General features: G+C 55.3%; 12 protein-coding genes. 8 read left to right on the forward strand and 4 right to left on the reverse strand.

Annotated features, from left to right (window positions below):
* Positions 1-17 precede the first annotated feature (17 nt).
* Positions 18-1508: a leucyl aminopeptidase gene (locus CA54_RS21000; RefSeq protein WP_146372938.1), complete on the forward strand. Its 1491-nt coding sequence runs from the start codon at positions 18-20 to the stop codon at positions 1506-1508.
* A gap of 198 nt (positions 1509-1706) precedes the next feature.
* On the opposite strand, the gene CA54_RS21005 is transcribed toward CA54_RS21000, so the two are convergent.
* The 3 genes from CA54_RS21005 to CA54_RS21015 all read right to left on the reverse strand — a co-directional run bounded on the left by CA54_RS21005 (position 1707) and on the right by CA54_RS21015 (position 5348).
* Positions 1707-3194 carry a cytochrome P450 gene (locus tag CA54_RS21005; RefSeq protein WP_146373422.1) on the reverse strand — a complete coding sequence of 496 codons (1488 nt, stop codon included), beginning with the start codon at positions 3192-3194 and terminating at the stop codon, positions 1707-1709.
* A 102-nt stretch (positions 3195-3296) separates the two neighbouring features.
* On the reverse strand, positions 3297-4574 hold the full coding sequence (locus CA54_RS21010) for a hydroxyacid-oxoacid transhydrogenase (protein WP_146372939.1): 1278 nt from the start codon (positions 4572-4574) through the stop codon (positions 3297-3299).
* A 54-nt stretch (positions 4575-4628) separates the two neighbouring features.
* Positions 4629-5348 (reverse strand): alpha/beta fold hydrolase, encoded by a 720-nt coding sequence (locus tag CA54_RS21015; RefSeq protein WP_146372940.1) that lies wholly within the window; start codon positions 5346-5348, stop codon positions 4629-4631.
* A 98-nt stretch (positions 5349-5446) separates the two neighbouring features.
* Between CA54_RS21015 and CA54_RS21020 the strand changes: the two genes are divergently transcribed.
* Both CA54_RS21020 and CA54_RS21025 read left to right on the forward strand, forming a co-directional pair.
* A complete protein-coding gene (locus tag CA54_RS21020) occupies positions 5447-6403 on the forward strand; it encodes an RluA family pseudouridine synthase (protein ID WP_146372941.1) in 957 nt (318 codons plus the stop codon).
* A gap of 172 nt (positions 6404-6575) precedes the next feature.
* On the forward strand, positions 6576-7064 hold the full coding sequence (locus CA54_RS21025) for a chemotaxis protein CheX (protein WP_145376291.1): 489 nt from the start codon (positions 6576-6578) through the stop codon (positions 7062-7064).
* A 22-nt stretch (positions 7065-7086) separates the two neighbouring features.
* Here the strand turns inward: CA54_RS21025 and sthA are convergent, their stop codons facing one another.
* A complete protein-coding gene (gene sthA, locus CA54_RS21030; protein ID WP_146372942.1) occupies positions 7087-8565 on the reverse strand; it encodes a Si-specific NAD(P)(+) transhydrogenase in 1479 nt (492 codons plus the stop codon).
* Positions 8566-9249: 684 nt separating this feature from the next.
* Here sthA and CA54_RS21035 point away from each other — a divergent pair.
* The 5 genes from CA54_RS21035 to CA54_RS21055 all read left to right on the forward strand — a co-directional run bounded on the left by CA54_RS21035 (position 9250) and on the right by CA54_RS21055 (position 17797).
* Positions 9250-10896 (forward strand): SPFH domain-containing protein, encoded by a 1647-nt coding sequence (locus tag CA54_RS21035; protein ID WP_146372943.1) that lies wholly within the window; start codon positions 9250-9252, stop codon positions 10894-10896.
* An 81-nt stretch (positions 10897-10977) separates the two neighbouring features.
* On the forward strand, positions 10978-12696 hold the full coding sequence (locus CA54_RS21040) for an SPFH domain-containing protein (protein ID WP_146372944.1): 1719 nt from the start codon (positions 10978-10980) through the stop codon (positions 12694-12696).
* Positions 12697-12761: 65 nt separating this feature from the next.
* A complete protein-coding gene (locus tag CA54_RS21045) occupies positions 12762-14135 on the forward strand; it encodes an FAD-binding oxidoreductase (RefSeq protein ID WP_146372945.1) in 1374 nt (457 codons plus the stop codon).
* Between the two features lie 191 nt (positions 14136-14326).
* On the forward strand, positions 14327-16723 hold the full coding sequence (rnr, locus tag CA54_RS21050) for a ribonuclease R (RefSeq protein WP_146372946.1): 2397 nt from the start codon (positions 14327-14329) through the stop codon (positions 16721-16723).
* A 324-nt stretch (positions 16724-17047) separates the two neighbouring features.
* Entirely contained in the window at positions 17048-17797 is a 750-nt protein-coding gene (locus CA54_RS21055) for a succinate dehydrogenase cytochrome b subunit (protein ID WP_146372947.1), read from the forward strand.
* The last annotated feature ends 46 nt before the right edge of the window (positions 17798-17843 follow it).

Genomic DNA, 17843 nt, shown 5'->3' on the forward strand with positions numbered 1-17843 from the left:
CCAAGGACGAATCTGCCATGAATTTTCAATTGGTCACACAAAATTACGATTCTGTATCGGCGGATTGGCTCATTGTAGGAATTCCCGAAGCCGACGGATTACCGGCAACCGTTTCGTCGCTCGACGAGACTCTGGGGGGATCGATCTCTCGGGTCCGAGAGGCCCAGGATCTGACTGGAAAAAATGCCGAAACCGTGTTGTTGCTTGACGTGGCGAATATCGCCGCGAAGCGAGTTTTACTGCTGGGGGTCGGGAAACCGGAAGAGATCACAAGCGCGTCGATGGACAAAGCAGTGATGACCGCAGCGAGATTGGTATCGACGAAGGAAACAGCAACGATTGCAATTGCGCTGCCCGATTTGTCATGCGACGGTTTTTCGCATGCTGACCAATTGGAAACGGCGGTTGCCGCATTGGAAGTTGGCTGCATGGGGCAGGGGATTTATCACCGGGAGCCGAAACGTTTTGCATTTGAAAACGTGACCGTCGTGATTGCTCCGGCAGATGATGAAGCGGCGATGCAAACGGCCGTTGATCGTGGGCAGATTTTTGGCGAAGCGGTCAATCTTACACGCGATCTGGTGAACCGCCCGGCACAGGACATCAACCCGATCAGCTTTGCCACCGTCGCTGAGGGCTTGGCGAATCAATACGGACTGGGCTGCGAAGTCTTTGACGAGGACCGGTTACGCGAAGAAAAAATGGAAGCCCTACTCGGCGTCGCCCGAGGTAGTGACCAACCGCCGCGGATGGTGAGTCTCAAACACAACGGCGGCGCGGAGGGCGCTCCGACGTTGTACTTGTGCGGCAAGGGGGTCACGTTCGATAGTGGGGGATTATCCCTCAAGCCAAGCGCCGGGATGTTGGATATGAAAATGGACATGGCCGGGGCCGCTACGGTGTTGGGGGCGATGATTGCGATTGCGCGATTGGAACTTCCCGTAAACGTCGTGGCGCTGATGGGGCTCACCGAAAACATGGTCAATGGATCGTCGTACAAGTTGGGCGACGTACTCACCGCTCGCAACGGCGTAACGATCGAAGTGCACAACACCGATGCCGAAGGCCGTTTAGTTCTGGCCGATGTGCTGAGTTATGCCGTGGATCAGAAAGCGGATTGCATCATCGATCTGGCGACGCTCACCGGTGCGTGCATGGTGGCGCTGGGCAACGACGTCGTCGGTGCGTTTACGAATGATCAACAATGGTGCGACACCGTTCTCGCTGCTTCGCGAGACCGCGGAGAACTGTTGTGGCAGATGCCGATGTACGAACTGTACGACGAATTGATCAAAAGCGACGTGGCGGACATCAAAAACGTCGGCGGCAAATGGGGCGGAGCGATCACTGCAGCTAAGTTTTTAGAGCAATTCGTAGGGGACACCAAATGGGTCCACCTAGACATCGCCGGCCCGGCGTTTTCGGACAAAAACCAACCCCATCAAGAGGGGGGAGCGACAGGCGTGATGGTACGGTCATTGGTGGAGGTGGCGGGACGATTTAAATAATCGGTCGTACAACGAAAGGGTGGCAGTGTTTGCGAAGCAATCGGTGTGCCGTCAGGCACAGGAATCCACAATTAGACGGTCCAGGGTGTCGTCGGTCTCCCGACTGCAAGTTGTTTGCGGTAATAGCGGCCTCTTACGGGCCGCGCCCGCCCCGATAGCGGAGCTATCGCGGCCACCCCTGCTATCATTTAACAACTGTTAGCGTAGTTCCAGTTCGACCAGCGTTCCGTCCAGGGGTTTGGTGGAGACACCTGCTTTGGCGGGGTTTTCTGGATGGAGGGCTTTGAATTGAAACACTTTGACGAAGGCTCCCACGATGAGGGCGACTTCGAGTTGGCCGAGGTGTTTGCCCGGGCAAACGCGGGGGCCGTGGCCGAAACCGAAGTGGAGGGTTTCTTTTGATGCCCGCCCCGCTGCGGCCAATTCCGACCAGCGCTCGGGGACGAATTCGTTGGCGGGATAACCAGTGGCTTCAATGCCCCAAAAGTCGTCGTGCCGGTTCGCATGCCAGACGTCTAACAGAATATGCGTTCCCTGGGGAATGAGCAGGCTGCGGCCGTCAGCTGTTTCAATTCGGGTGTCCGCTGTGGCCCGGCGGGGAAGAAAGTACAGCGACGGTGTGAGACGCAAGGATTCATCCAAGGCATGCGTCAGGTAGTTGGCGGATTCTAGGGTTTCGGGCGTGTAGTTCTCGATTTTTTGAACCGCTTGATAGACTTTTTCCTGTGCCGGTAAATTTCGCGCAAGATGCGAGAGTGTCCACGTCGCATAGGATGTCGTCGCTTCTAAGGCGCCGGCCAGAAACACCTTAATGTTGCTCCGCAAGGCTTCGTCGGGCGCGTCGGACCGAAACTGCTTCCAAAGTCCGGTCGCCTTCTGTCGTGCGGCAAGGACCCGCGCGGTCAATTCTTCGAAACTGGCGTAGTCCTGTTTTGTTTGTGCGATGCGGGCGCTGATATTTGGCATTTTTGCGATCGGGATACCGACCTGATTGATGACGGTATCACGGACGATGTGGTCGATGACGCGTTCCAGTGCCGGAACGAACCGATCGCGCAACTCCTCATAAGCGACCTCGGCGCCGAAAAAATTGTTGACGATCATCTCCAGCATCACCACTTTGATTTCCGGTTCCAGCGAGATGCTTAACGTCTTTTGACCGGATTGTTCGAAGTGGTTGCGCAACACGTCCAAACGGAGCGTGATGGTATTACGGAATGTTTCGGCAAATTCATGGAACATCTCCGGTTGAAAGAGCGTCGTCTTGCCAAATGGCGAGGCGGCAAGTTTGCGTTGCCGTTTCCAGATCGCGCCGTTTGCAAAAAGCAGCGTATCCTTTCCCGTGGCCCTCGCAATGCCGGTGGAGGGAAGGGTGTCGCGGTCGAATTGTCCCGCGCGGTCGCCGGTGTTGGTCGTGATTGCCCGAATCACACCGGGATCGCGGGTGACCAGAATCGGGGAAAAGCCGGGGAAATCTAAGTAGCGGTTGTGTCTTCCCGACCCTTGTTCGCTCTCTGAGCCCCAAAAGTAGGTTTCGAGAATCCGAATCGGTTCGTCGAAATTCCAAGGATGTGGAAACGGCAATGCGGGGCGACCGGAACCTGGCTGGAGAATCGGAACCCGCGTCGGCTGAATTTCGCCGCCGAAAGGGTTGACGCCAAAAACTTGACTGGGCAGGCGCGTCATACGCCGATAGCCGGGGACATGGTCGTTCAAAAATGCCGATAGCTTTCCTGGCACGGCGGCTCTCCTTAATTGTTTGCGAACTTGAATAACCGTCCGCCCCGATCACCAAATCTCTAATGAATCGGCAAATAGCGACGCCAATTCTTTGTCTCCGGCTGGTTTAGGGGCGAGTTTCGTCACGCGATGTTGCGGCAGCGTGCCTTGAACCAAGGCGGGAATATCGGCGTCCGTATAACTCACAGCGGCCAGACCGGACGGCATGTTTAGTTTTTGCATGTAGTCGATGATCGTGGCTGCGAGGATATCGCCGGCGTCGCGTTCGTCGCAGTCGTTCACGTCGGCTCCCAAGGCAGCGGCGACCTGTAGGTGCCGCTCCGGGCAAGCGGAAGCGGTGAAGCGGACGACGGCGGGGGCGTTGAGAATGACCGACATGCCGTGCGGGACAATCGGGTGATCCGTCACGTAACCAGCGGGCATAAAATCACGGACCATACCGGCCACCGGATAGGACATGCCGTGCGGTAGGTGCACCCCAGCGTTGCCAAAGCCAATTCCAGCCAGCGCCGATGCGAGAATCATTTGTCCACGGGCGTGATCGTCTTCGGGATGCGCAACGGCTTGCAATAACGATTCGCGGCACATTTCCAGCGCTCGCATCGACCAGAGGTCGCTGATGGGGTTGTTGCCTTGATAGGCCGGGCGCTCGATCGGCCGCGCGGGTTTGGGGCGCGATGTGTAGGGAATCGCTGTGTAGGATTCCATCGCGTGACACAGAACATCCAACCCAGCCGCCGCTGCCACCGCCGCCGGGAGCGTGCGGCTGTTATCGGGATCGACGATGCCGAGTGTTGGTTTCAAGTAGCGATGAGCGATGCCGGTCTTCGCATGATGTTCGACATAGTCAAAAATGGCGACACCGGTTGTTTCGCTCCCTGTGCCTGCCGTGGTGGGGATGGCAATCAGAGGTTTGCAGCGACCGGGGACGGGGCGGCCGCGACCGATGGGTGCGTTGACATATTCCAAAAAGTCGGCCGGGTGCGAAGAATACAGATTAGCCGCTTTCGCGGTATCGATCGTGCTACCACCGCCGACAGCGACAAACGCATCGAAGTTGCCTGCTGTGGCAAACTGGGCTGCGTCTTGAAAACTGGCATCGGTCGGTTCAACGCGGACGCGGTCGAATCGTTCGTAGTCGATCCCGTTATCGTCCAACGAGGCGAGCACCGTTTTGCCGGTCGGCAAGGAGACGAGAGCGGGATCGATGACCAACATCACCCGTCGCATTCCCATATCGACGAGATCCATGCCGACTTCGCCGGTGATGCCGGCGCCGAAACGGATATTGGAGGCTGCCATTTGAAAGGCTGTGTCGTGTTGCATGTTCGGGGTTCTCAATGAGATTTCAAACGGTGTATTTTACGGCGCATTAACCATTCACGCATCGGATCGAGGCAGTTGCTGCAAAAACTGTGCGATTGCGGCAACGGATTCTTGCGGCTTGGACTCCACGATGAGGTGTGGTGCATCGATTTCGACGACCTGCACATCGGGACGCAAACGGCTGAATTCCGCGACCGCACGAGGACGAATGAGTCGTTCTCGCAGTCCAACGAAGACCAGCGTCGGCACCGTCAACTGGCGATAATCCTCACGCACGTCGACCATGCTAGTGGACACGATACGATCGACCATTGTCGTTTTGGGGAGTAAATCGACCGCCTGAAACACTCCTTGCACCAACTCAGGCGGTGAATCTGGGGATAATAAAAATCGCCGCAGCAATAAACGAGGAAGGGGCGCGATTCTCAACAGAGGTTTAGCGACGCGGACCAGCCACTTCGGCAGGGGGGACACCGGGTTTGAGAGGAATGTTCCGGTCAAAACCAATGCTCGCAGATTGGGTGGTGGCGTTGCGGCAATTTTGACAGCGATTGGTCCGGAGAAAGATTCTGCGACCATGACGAACGGTTCCCGCTCGGGAAGAGTCTCACGGATTTTTGCTGTCCAGTCTTCGTAGGAACGCACCGCATCGAGCGGATACTCGAAGGTACGTGTCGTCCAGTGCGGCGGCATGGCGGAGATGAAGGGAGGAAACAACGAGCCGACGCCGTGTAAGCCGGGAAGTAACAAGAGATTTTCGTGGGACTCGGTCATTGGCGGCGCTGTCGGGCTTTCCACGTCATGCGAGTACAGTTACAAAGCAGGGCGATTGATTTTTTTGGATTTGTCTTCGAACATCGTTCCGACATCATATGCAAAACGCCCGGCCAACAACACCATATCCCTACACCACCGTGGTCACGGTTGAAAACTACTTGGATCGCGAAAAGATCGATCGGTTTTTGACGCGGCATTTTCGGAATTATACGCCGCAGCGGATGCAGCGGTTGATTCGTGGGGGCTGCATATGGATTGATGATGTGCCGGCTGAGCCGCGGTTTCGGGTGCGGGCGGGACAACAAGTGCGTGTTCGGCTAATCGAGCCGCCCGATAAGCTGATCGAAGCCCAGGACCTGCCGTTGGACATCCTGTACGAAGATGAGAACATCATCGCCGTGAATAAACCGCCGCGGCAAAGTGCGCATCCGGGCGGCAATTATCACGACGGCACATTGGCCAATGCGTTGCAGTATTACCTCGATCGACAAACGCCGCTGCTGGGCCTGTTGCGGCCAGGGATTGTGCATCGTTTGGATCGGCTGACCAGCGGGGTGATTGTGGTTTGCAAAGACCACCATGCGCATCGCAATTTGTCGATCGACTTTCAGTCGGGGCGGGTGGCCAAGACGTATCTGGCGCTGGTGCATGGTCACGTCGCCGACGACGCGGGCGAGATTGATGCGGCTATTGGACGGGCAGCCGAGAACGGACTGATGAGCGTCGCCCCGACGGCAACAGGCAGCAAAGCCGCGGTCACCCGTTTTCGGGTGCTGGAGCGATTTCAATTGCCGTATTCGTTGGTCGAGGCAAAACCGCTGACGGGGCGGTTGCATCAGATCCGCGTACATCTGTCCAGCGTCGGCCATGCGATCGTGGCGGACGAGTTTTACGGTGCTTCTCACGGAGAGCATTTGCTGGATCGACAGGCGTTGCATGCGGCGGAAATCGCGTTCACGCATCCGCTGACCGGTGACCCATTGGTCATTTCGGCACCGTTGCCCGTCGATTTCCAGCAGGCGGTTGAGCCATTGCGTCGGAATCGCGGTTGAGCGAGTTTGCGTGCTGTTCCGATTTTCCCGCCTGATTGGGCCGACGACCTGACCGGTTTTAGTGGGAAGTCGGACGAGCGGATGTCGTGTTGAATGTGCGGCGCAGTCCGGTCGATTTAAGAAAAGGACAGACTTATCGTGATCGACGCGCCCCCATTGGGAAAACAGTTTCATGACGACATCGACTGAACAAGATCCAGCATTGCAATTGATCAAGCCGTTCGCGGAATCAACGATTTCGGTCGTGGAAATGATGTTGGATAGTGGATGTACGATGGGGGAGATCCAGCCGGTTTCCGTAGGCCATCGGATGCATGAAGTCACGTCGGTGATTGGTATCAGTGGCGGAATGACTGGGGCGATTTCCTTCAGCATTCCCGCTGAAGGAGCCATGGCGATTTTGGAACGAATGACAGGGATTCAGCCAACCGAAGTCGATGCGGATGTTCTGGATGCGATCGGAGAAATGGCCAATATGATCGCCGGTTTCGGTAAACGGCACATGGAGACATTGGGGCTGAATATCAGCTTGCCACAAGTGATTGTCGGAGGTGACTACACCATCTATTCGCCGCGCTGGGCGCAACATTATTGGTTGCCGATGACCACCGACTTTTCCGAATGCTCAGTCGACGTGGGATTTGATATCCCCAAGTCGTAAAATCACTGCTGTGATGTCGCTGTCACACAGCCATGACGTCGATATTTGCCTCGCGCGGCTGGGGTGTTTTTTCGTCCTTCTCAGACGTGGACGGCGCGGATTCGGCGAACTCGACTTCCAGCGACAGCTTGTTTAATCCATCAAAGGCGGCGACTTTGTAGCATTCCGCCATGGTGGGATAATTGAAGACCGTGTCGCGGAAATAATCGATGGTGCCTCCCAAGGCCATCACCGTTTGCCCGATGTGAATGATCTCCGTGGCGGTGGCGCCGATGCAGTGCACGCCGAGAATTTCGCGTGTTTCGCGGTGGAACAACATTTTGAGCAGTCCCGTGTCATCTCCCAGAATCTTTCCACGGGCGATTTCGCGAAAACGAGCAACACCGACTTCGTAGGGGACGCGTTCCTTGGTCAGTTCGTCTTCATTTTTTCCGACCATCGAAATTTCGGGAATCGTATACAGTCCGTAAGGCAAGACGTCACAGCCGTGAAACGGTTGATCGAACGCGTGGCAAACCGCGCGGCGGCCTTGTTCCATCGAGACGCTGGCCAGAGCGGGAAAACCGACGACATCACCCACGCCGTAGATATGCGGCACCCAGGACTGTTGATGCTCGTTGCACCATAAACGGCCCCGCTCATCGGGAGTCAACCCGGCGGCTTCGAGATTCAGGCGTTCGGTGTCGCCGGCGCGACCGGCAGCATAGAGCACGCTTTCGCCGATCAGCTTTTTGCCGCTTTCCAAATGCAGAGCGATCCGGTTTTCCTGCAGGCGATCAATTCCCACGACGTCTTCACCCAGGCGAAACACCATGCCCAACGAACGAGCGTGGAACATCAGCGAGTCGACGATTTCGGCGTCGGCAAATTCCAACAGACGCCGCCGGCCATCAACCACGGTTACCCGCACTCCCAGTGTGGCAAACATGATGCCGTATTCGATGCCAATTACGCCGCCGCCGATGACGATCAATGACCGCGGAATCTCCGCCAACTTCAGAATCTCATCCGAATCGAAAACAGTTTCGCCATCGAACGGGATACTCTCCGGCCGCGCCGGTCGGGTGCCGCAGGCGATCAAAACTTTTTCGGTCTGCAAGGTAACGGATTCACCGCCGGCGCGGGTGACGGCAATCTCGTGCGGGCCGACGAAACTCGCGTCACCGACGTAACTGTCGATCCCGTTGCGCTCCAACTGGTCTTGAACGACATCACGCTCATGCTCGACGACATGCGCGACCTGCCGCCGCAGATCGTCCATCGTGATCCGACGTTTTTGGCGGTACTGCTCGCCGTAAACGTCGCGATGGCTATAGCCACTGAGATGCAAAATGGCTTCCCGCATCGTCTTGGAGGGGATTGTGCCGGAGTGCAGACAGACACCGCCAAACTGATTGAAGTCGCGTTCGACAATGGCGACGCGCTTGTTGAGTTTGGCGGCAGCTATGGCGCCCTTTTGTCCGGCAGGTCCGCTACCAATAACAACCAGATCGTATTTCATCGCTTGTGACCAACAGTCTTAGGGGAAGTCCGTCCTGAGCGGACTCGTATGGCGGCCCCTCCGTTGGCACTCAGGTTGCAAATCATTTGCAACGCACATTCATGTCTCACGTTCGCAATAGGTAGATCGTACTTTGGGGAAGCTGACCAGTAGTTATTGGTTGCGAAATCTCTCCGCACTGAGTCATCAACGTAGAATCTGCAAAATGTGATGATCAATGAGACGGAAAGCGTGGTAACGACCCTACCGATTGACGGGGTCGTGGCGTTAACTCGCCGATTACCGCGAATACAAGCAGAGCGACTTAAACCGTTTCAGGCAGGGGACATAGCAGCCAAGCCCCATAGAGCGAGGGCGAGAACAGTCCATTCAGTCAACGCATTCGCGACAATGCGCGATGGCAACAGTTATACGGAAGCAGTGAAGGGCAGGGGGCGTATGAGATTCGGCAGCTGGAGGGATCGATCTGGTCAGAGAGATTATGTAAAAGATGCGGATTCTCCGATATCGCTATATCAATAACGCAAACCGCCTGTGCAGAATAAACGCGTGGCGTGCAAACTCCACGCTGAATCTTTGATCCGACCTGCTTGAGCCGCCGTTAGCAATACCGTAGCACCATCCAGAAGCTACGTTGAGTCGATTCGAAGTCTTCTGTTGGCCCTAGTTAGAGAGGGATGATTGATGTCCCGCGATATTTTTCTTCAAGACGACAAACCACAAAAGCGAGTGCTTTCGGTACTCGTGCCGTTGGGACTAGTGCTAGTCGCGGTAATCGGAGGCATGATAGCGTTCTATCAAAACTTCGTGATCGACGTTCCCGGCAAACACGTGGCGATTTTGATCAAAAAAACCGGCGTGGACGTGGAGAATGGCGACGAAGTCGCACCGACGTCGGAACACAAAGGGATTCAAAAAGAATTGCTCCGTGAAGGCCGCTACATCTTCCAGTACACGACCTACGGTTGGGACTGGAAGGTGATTCCTCAATTTGAAATCGAATCCAATCAGCTGGGCGTCAGAATTCGCTTACACGGGGACGATTTGCCGTATGGGGAGTTTCTCGCTCGGAAAGAAAATCAAAAAGGAATCGTTCCTGGTGTCCTCCGACCAGGTCGCTATGCGATTAACCCCTACCTAGAACGTGTGGAGCTCCATGAGCCGCAGATTATCGAGGCGGGCTTTAAGGGAGTTGTGACGAATCTGGCGGGAGAGATCCCCACGACATCGGATCATTTCGCCGAAGATCCAGAAGGTGGGTTGCTGCACAAGTTGATCGTTAAAGACGGATTCCGCGGCGTGCAGTCGACGACACTCGATCCGAAGCGTTATTTCTTCAATCCGTATGAAAAGCGAATCAGCAAAGTCGATTGCCGTAGCCAGCGGTTTAATTTAGCCGTCGAAGAGGATATGGGGTTTCCGTCCAAGGATGGCTTCTGGGTCAGCTTGGACGGGATCATCGAGTTCCGCGTCATGCCGGAAAAGGCCGCGCAAGTTTTCGTGACCTACAACGAAGACAACAACGGCGAAAAGATCGACGACGAAATCATCAACAAGGTCATTCTGCCGAATGCTCGCAGTTTTTGTCGGCTGGAAGGCTCGAACAAGCTGGGGCGTGAATTCATCCAAGGCGGCACGCGGACGCAGTTTCAAGAAAAGTTCCAGGAAGCAATGAAGTTGGCCTGCGAACCGTTGGGCATTGAAATTATTCAAGCGTTGATCACCGAGATCAAACCGCCGGAAACAATCGCTGAACCGGTCCGGGATCGCGAAATTGCCAAACAAGAACTTTTGCAATACGAACAACAGACGTTGCAACAACAGTCTGAGCAAAAACTGGCCAAAGAGACCGAATTGATCAAACAGCGCGAAGCATTGGTTAAGGCAGAGCAGGACGTTGTCAAAACAGTGACCGAAGCCGAGCGGGCCAGGGAAGTCGCCACGACGAAAGCCAATCAGGATTTGGCCGTCGCGCAATTGAAATTAGACGCTGCCAAGGATGAGGCGGAGGCAATCCACTCCAGAGGTCAAGCTGCCGCCGATGTGGTTGGTTTTCAAAATCAGGCAGAAGCCGCCGGCTGGAAACGGGCCGTTGAGGCCTTCGGCGGCGATGGCAATCAGTACTCGCAGTATGTGTTGTTTGAGAAATTGTCGTCGGCCTATCGCAGTCTGATGATCAATACGGCCGACAGCCCGATCATGAAGGTTTTCGAGGAGTTTGGTTCCGTCAAACCGACATCGCCCGGATCACCTGGATCACCACCGGTCGCGAAGGCATTGCAGACCGACGAGCCACCCAAGTCTGCATCGACTGACGGCGGCGACAATTGACAGCACATTGAACAACCCAATGCATTCATTCCGGCACTGCCGGCAAAACGTCTGCCATCAACCAATCGGCAGGAGAGAGATATGAGCGAAAAACGAAAATTCCCGCAACTTTCCCGCAGCCCTTGGCTACGAGTCGTGGCATTTGTGGCCATTATGGCCATCGTGGGCTGGTCCGCGTTTGAGTGGACTGTAAATCGCATTTACGTCGAGCAAGGAAAGCTTGAAATCAAAAACGGCAAGGTCACCGTGATCAAGCCGGGCCAAAGCCTGCGATTGCGCTACAAAGGCCTACTTGGCTCAGCCCAGAAAGCGGCACCGGGACAGTTTGCTAAAAAACTCGATGGGGGCGGATGGGAAGTCGGCGTGCTAGAAGAAATGCTGGGACCGGGGCGGCATTTCTATTGCCCGTTGTGGTGGGACCGCACAATTGTTGAAGATGTCGTCGTGAATCCGGGGCAAGTGGCCATTTTTACCAGCAAGCTAGGAAAGGAATTGCCGGACGGAGATTTTTTGGTTGATGGTGAACTAGGCGAGACCCAATATAAAGGTGAACTTCGAAAAGTTTACGGGCCGGGGCGATATCGCGTGAACGACTATGCCTATAGTCATCGCATTGTCACGGGTGAAGAAATCAAAAAAAGCAGCAATCAAGACAAGCATTCCGGCTGGGTGAATATTCCCACTGGGTATGTGGGTGTTGTCACGAATTTGACCGATAACCCGATCACCGGTGCCAAGGCGGGCATTCAAGAGTACACGTTCCCGCCAGGCCTGTATCCGGTTAACCCCAAAGAACAAGAGATTGACATCATCGAGATCGGTCTCCGGGAAAAAAGCATCGTCGTCGGAAAACAGCGGGACCAAGACGGAAAATTGAGCGTCGACGAGAGTGGCGAGCCGATCATGGCCTCTGTTCCCGGTGGCATCAGTTTCCCTTCGGACGATGGATTCAAAATCTATATGGACTTCACCGCAATTTGGGGATTGATGCCCGACCAAGCGCCGCAAGCGGTCAGTAAATTTGGCAACATCGAAGCGGTCGAAAACAAAATCGTCGCCCCGCAAATCGAAAGCATCTGCCGCAACATGGGTTCGCAGCTGGGAGCGGTCGAATTGCTGGAAGGGGATTCGCGGCAACAATTTCAATTGGAGACCTCCACAGCGTTTCGCGACGCATTACTCAAAAAGAACATCACGCTGGAATATGGTTTGGTCCGTTACATACACATTCCTCAAACCGTCCGCGTGCCGATTCAGCAACGGTACTTAGCGGACGAATTGAAGCTAACCGCCGACCAAAAACAAGTCACGGCACAAACCGAAGCGGAACTCCGCGAAGCAGAGCGGCAGGTTGAATTGAGCGCGGAGCGGGTCAAAGCTGAAACCGCCAAGTTGGTGGCTGAACGGATCGCGCTTGGTGAAAAAGAGGCTCGTGAAATCGAGGCGGAAACCTTGAAACGGATCGCCGAGATCGACAAGAAAACGGCGGAGTTGGAGGCACAAGCGACGGTCTTGCTAGGACAAGCCAACGCCGAAGCGGACCAATTACTTCAGGAAGCCAAGGCAGACAAATTTGGTTTGGCCGTCGCCGCTTTTGGTTCAGGAGACGCCTACAACAAATGGGTCTTCGCCACGGGATTGCCGGATGATATTGAACTCAACATGCTTTATGCCGGCGAAGGAACCTTCTGGACCGATTTGAAAGGCTTTACCGCCACAGCGTTGGGGCGGCAACTTCAGCAGTCGAAAAAAGCGAGACCGACGACCAAACCCGCTGTGACACGCCCGGCCAAACGTTAATAACGTTATGGCGACGAGATGGATGTCGGGATGCGAATTGCCGAGTAAACGATTAGAATTCGCGGATGACGAAATTCTTACAAGCACAATCAGCATTGACGGCTTTGCTCGGCGATCGGCTGACGCTGGCCGATGGTGTCCGCGACGTCCATGGCAGTGACGAGTCTTGGCAGCCTGCTGTGGCGCCTGAGGCAGTTGCGTTTCCACAAAGCACGGACGAAGTAGCAGAAATCGCTAAAATCTGTTCCGGGCATGGGGTGCCGATGATTCCCTACGGCATCGGTTCTGCCGTCGAAGGAGGAATCGTGGCGACACGGGGTGGGCTGTGCATTGACCTAAGCGGGATGCATGCGATACGCGCGATTCATCCCGAAGACCTGGACGCAGTTGTCGATGCGGGTGTGACGCACGTTGCGTTGAATGAGCGACTGGAGGGCAGCCAGTTGTTCTTTTCAGTCGATCCAGGAGCCGCAGCTACAATCGGCGGCATGGCGGCCACGCGGGCGTCGGGATCCAATGCGTTTCGTTACGGCACGATGCGTGAAAACGTGCTGGGCCTGGAAGTCGTCTTAGCCGACGGACGGGTGATCTACACGTCGCGCCGCGCTCGTAAATCGGCGGCGGGATATGATCTCACGCGGATGTTTGTCGGTTCGGAAGGAACCTTGGGGATCATTACTGGCGTGACGGTCCGCCTGCATCGCGTTCCTGAGGCGTTGTCATCGGCCGTCTGCCCGTTCCCGGATGTTGCTGCGGCGGTGAAGACTGTGATCCAGACGATCCAAGCAGGAATCCCCTTGGCGCGGATGGAATTGCTGGACGAAACAGCGCTGCGTGCTGTAAATGCTTATTCCGGCCTCGACTACGAACCGGCGCCGACGTTGTTCCTTGAATTCCAAGGAACGGAGCAGGGCGTGGTCGAACAGTCCCAGCGGGTTGCACGGATTGCTGCGGAGCAGGGGGGGACAGACTTTCAATGGGCGACGGATGCGGCCCAACGCAATCAATTGTGGCAAGCGCGGCACGATGCGTATTACGCCATCATCGAATCGCGGCCGGGCAGCCGAAGTGTTACGACCGATGTCTGCGTTCCCATCTCGCGGTTGGCCGAATGCATTGCGGAAACACGGCGGGATTTACAGGAATGCTCGTTGCCCTGTCCGATGTTGGGACATGTAGGAGACGGAAATTTTCATGTGCTGTTTTTAGTCGATCCGAATCGCCCGGAGGAATTGGCCGAAGCGGAACATTTCAACAGCCGCATGGTCCAACGCGCGCTCGACATGGAAGGCACCTGCAGCGGCGAACATGGTATCGGTTTGGGCAAACGCGATTTTCTGCGACAAGAGCACGGTGCCGCCTGGGACGTGATGCGGGCGATTAAAGCGACACTTGATCCGCAGAATGTGATGAATCCGGGAAAGGTGTTTGCGGATTGAATTGTGCGGTTGTCGGCGGTGATATTATGGCGGCAAGGTGAGATTTTTGCGGTTTATGGGCGATCACCGCTGTTTCTTTCCCCCATTTCACGGGTCTCCGTGATAATCTGTAACATCGACCTTCCGATTTTCTGTTGATGAATTCCGCGAACCTGATTTGAAACGACCGTGTCAAACTGACCGAGACCTCTATGCCGAAAATTGAACAACAGATACTCGAACTTCTGGCCAAACCCGAGTACAAGCCTGTCAAAGCGATTCCGCTGGCCAAACTCCTTAAAGTCACCAAGAAAAATCTGCCCGCGTTTCGGGAAGCGATGGACGACTTGGTGGAATCTGGGGCGGTTTTTGCCACCCGCAACGGACTGTTGCGAGCGACTCCTCCGCACGGCTTTGTGACGGGCGTGATTAAAAAGGCCGCCGGGGGATTTGGATTTCTGATCCAGCATGCCGAGACGGCGCGGTTCAAGGAAGACATCTACATCGCGCCCAAAAACCTGGGCAACGCGCTGACCGGTGACGAAGCGATTGTCAAATTGCTCAAAGGGAAGGGCCGGGACGGGGATCGTGTACGGGGACGCGTGGAACAGATTCTACAGCGGGCGACCAACGCGTTTGTAGGAACCTATTTTGAAAGCGGCGGCCGCAGCTACGTGCAGGTCGACGGCACGAACTTCAGCGATCCGATTTTTGTAGGGGATCCCGGCGCCAAGGGGGCGCAACCGGACGACAAAATCGTGTTTGAAATGGTCCGTTTTCCCAGCCATTTCCGCCAAGGGGAAGGGGTCATTACCGAGGTGCTAGGCGCGCGGGGAGCACCGGGCGTCGATACGGCAGCTGTCATTCACGAATATGGATTACCCGACGCTTTTCCCGAAGAGGTGTTGGAAGAGGCCCGGATTCAGGCTCAGCAATTCGATGAGTCCGAATTGGGAGATCGCCTGGATTTGACCGGCGAGACAATCGTGACCATCGATCCCAAGACCGCGCGGGATTTTGACGATGCAATTTCCCTCTCGCGGAGCGACGACGGACATTGGCATTTGGGCGTGCACATTGCCGATGTTTCTCACTTCGTTCAGCCTGGAACACGACTGGATCAAGAGGCACAACAGCGATCGACGAGCGTCTATCTGCCCGACCGCGTTTTACCGATGATCCCGGAAGTGATTTCCAATTCGCTGGCCAGTCTGCAACAGGGCAAGGTCCGCTTTACAAAGTCGGCGATGATCGAGTTTTCCCCTGAAGGGATGCCGATTCATGTCGAACTCAAGAATACCGCCATCAAAGTCGTGCGGCGATTTGCCTATCAGCAAGTCTTGCCGATAATTTTTCATCCCGAGGAGCACAAATCGCGAGCGCCGGCCCGAGTGCGGGATTTACTGGCGAGGATGTACGAACTGGCGATGCTGTTGCGAGCGCGACGCTTCGCTCGCGGGGCGCTGGAACTCTCGATGCCGGAAACGAAAATTGTGCTCGGCAAAGATGGCGAGGTCATTGGGGCCAAATCGGTCGAGCATGACGCGAGCCATCAAATCATAGAGGAATTTATGTTGGCGGCGAATATCGCCGTCGCTGATAAGTTGGCCGAAAAGGGGATCGGCTTCCTCCGCCGCGTGCACGATGCGCCGGACGAAGCCAAACTCAAATCATTCGGCGAATTTGTGACTTCGCTCGGATTTGAGCTGAAGCAATATCAAAGCAAGTCGCATGTTCAAAATTTGCTCAATGCCGTTCGTGACCAACCGCTGATGCGGGCGGTGAATTACGCGTTGCTCCGCAGCATGAAGCAGGCGGTCTACTCCCCAGACGAATTGGGGCACTATGCATTGTCCGAGGAGAATTATTGCCACTTTACCAGTCCGATTCGGCGTTACCCCGACTTAACGATCCACCGCATTGTGGACCGCCTGATCAAGGGAGACAAACGGCATGAGGACGCGTTGGAATTAGTGGCGTTGGGGCAGCACTGCTCGTTCAATGAACGCCGTGCCGAACAGGCGGAGCGCGAACTGATCAAGGTGAAGCTGCTGACGTACCTCACCGATCACATCGGATTGGAATTCGATGCTGTGATTACCGGCGTGCAAAAGTTCGGGTTTTTCTGCCAGGGACTAGAGCTTCCCGCCGAAGGACTGGTGCATATCTCAACATTGGCCGAGGATTTCTACGACTACGAACAGGAATCGCATCGAATTGTCGGACGCCGCTCGGGACAGGAATACCGTTTGGGAGGCACGGTGCGGGTGGTGGTCACGCACGTCGATGTCGATCGCCGTGAATTGAATTTCCGCGTCTTGGCAACAACGGAGAATTCGACAGCGACTAAAAATTCGTCTGCAAAGAAAAAGCAAACAAAAAAACGGCAGCCCCCCCCAAAAGGCACCAAGTCCTCGTCGAAAAAAGCGGGTAAGCAGCCCCGCAAGAAATCGAATAAGAAGAAGGCGGCGGCAAGCCGGGAAAAAGCCAAACGAAAGAAAAAGGCCAAGAAGCAGATGGCTGCTCCGAAAAAGGGGGCACACAAAAAACGTTCTCCCGCAAGCGGAAAAGTCGGCAAACGCCGTCGTAACAAGCGGGGCGGGGCATGACTAGTGGGTGGCGGACGGCTGCATGTCTGTTTGTCGGCGGTGGCATTGTGCACGGATTTGATCTCCATGCCGCATGGTCACCCCACAGCTTTGCATTTTGTGAGTCTAAGCAAAACTCACAGTTCATTGCCGCCGTTTTCTTCGCGTGACAAGAACAATTGCCGGTACGATTGAAAGTGTACCCGGTTGTCCTATAATCCTGAAGAATTTCTGATTTGGCGGCAATCACGTCGGTAACGCGCCTCCGGCTGAATTGCTGATCAGTTCCACTACTTGACGCCCCAGTAAACATACTTGGGCGAGACACCTTCGGGGAGACGGACATTGACCTCGCTGATTCGAGCCTTGTCGTCGTCGATCGGCAAGAAGCTCTTGATGGGCATCACCGGTCTGGCACTTTGCGGATTTTTGGTCGTACACCTATCGGGAAACATGTTGTTGTACGTCGGTGCTGAGCAGTACGACGCCTATGCCCATGCGCTGCATTCGCAAAAGTTTTTGCTGCCCATCGCCGAAACCGGGTTGTTCATCCTGTTGATCATGCATATCGCGCTGGGAATCATCACAGCCCGCGAAAACTGGGCCGCCCGCGCAGTGCCGTACGACATGCAACGCTCCAAAGTTGTTGAAACAACCTCTAAAGGGGCGCCGAATTTTGCCAGCAAGTACATGTTCCTCACCGGACTCGTCGTGCTGATGTTCCTGCTCGTTCATATCGGGCATTTTAAATTGGGTGTGATCTCACCCGGTCCGGAAGGGGCCACGGAATTCGCCAATGCTGCCCGAATTCTCAGCCAATCCTTTACCCACGTTGTGTATCTGGCCGGGACCTTGGTGTTGGGATTTCACCTTCTGCATGGATTTCAAAGTGCGTTTCAATCTTTGGGAATCAATCACCCGAAATACACCAAACCGATTAAGATTTTTGGGATTCTGTTTGCGATGACGATCGGCTTGGGATTTGCTTCTTTTCCACTGATGGGAATCTTGGGGTATTTTTCGGAGAAGACCCCGCCGCCGGCTGTGGAGGCATCTGAAACCACGACTCCGGAAGCAGCGACAGACCCCAAATGAATTAGCAAGAGATGAGTCAGCAGCGATTGGCGATTCATCGAAACAG

Origin of the sequence: Symmachiella macrocystis (assembly GCF_007860075.1) — a bacterium.
Taxonomy (GTDB): domain Bacteria; phylum Planctomycetota; class Planctomycetia; order Planctomycetales; family Planctomycetaceae; genus Symmachiella; species Symmachiella macrocystis.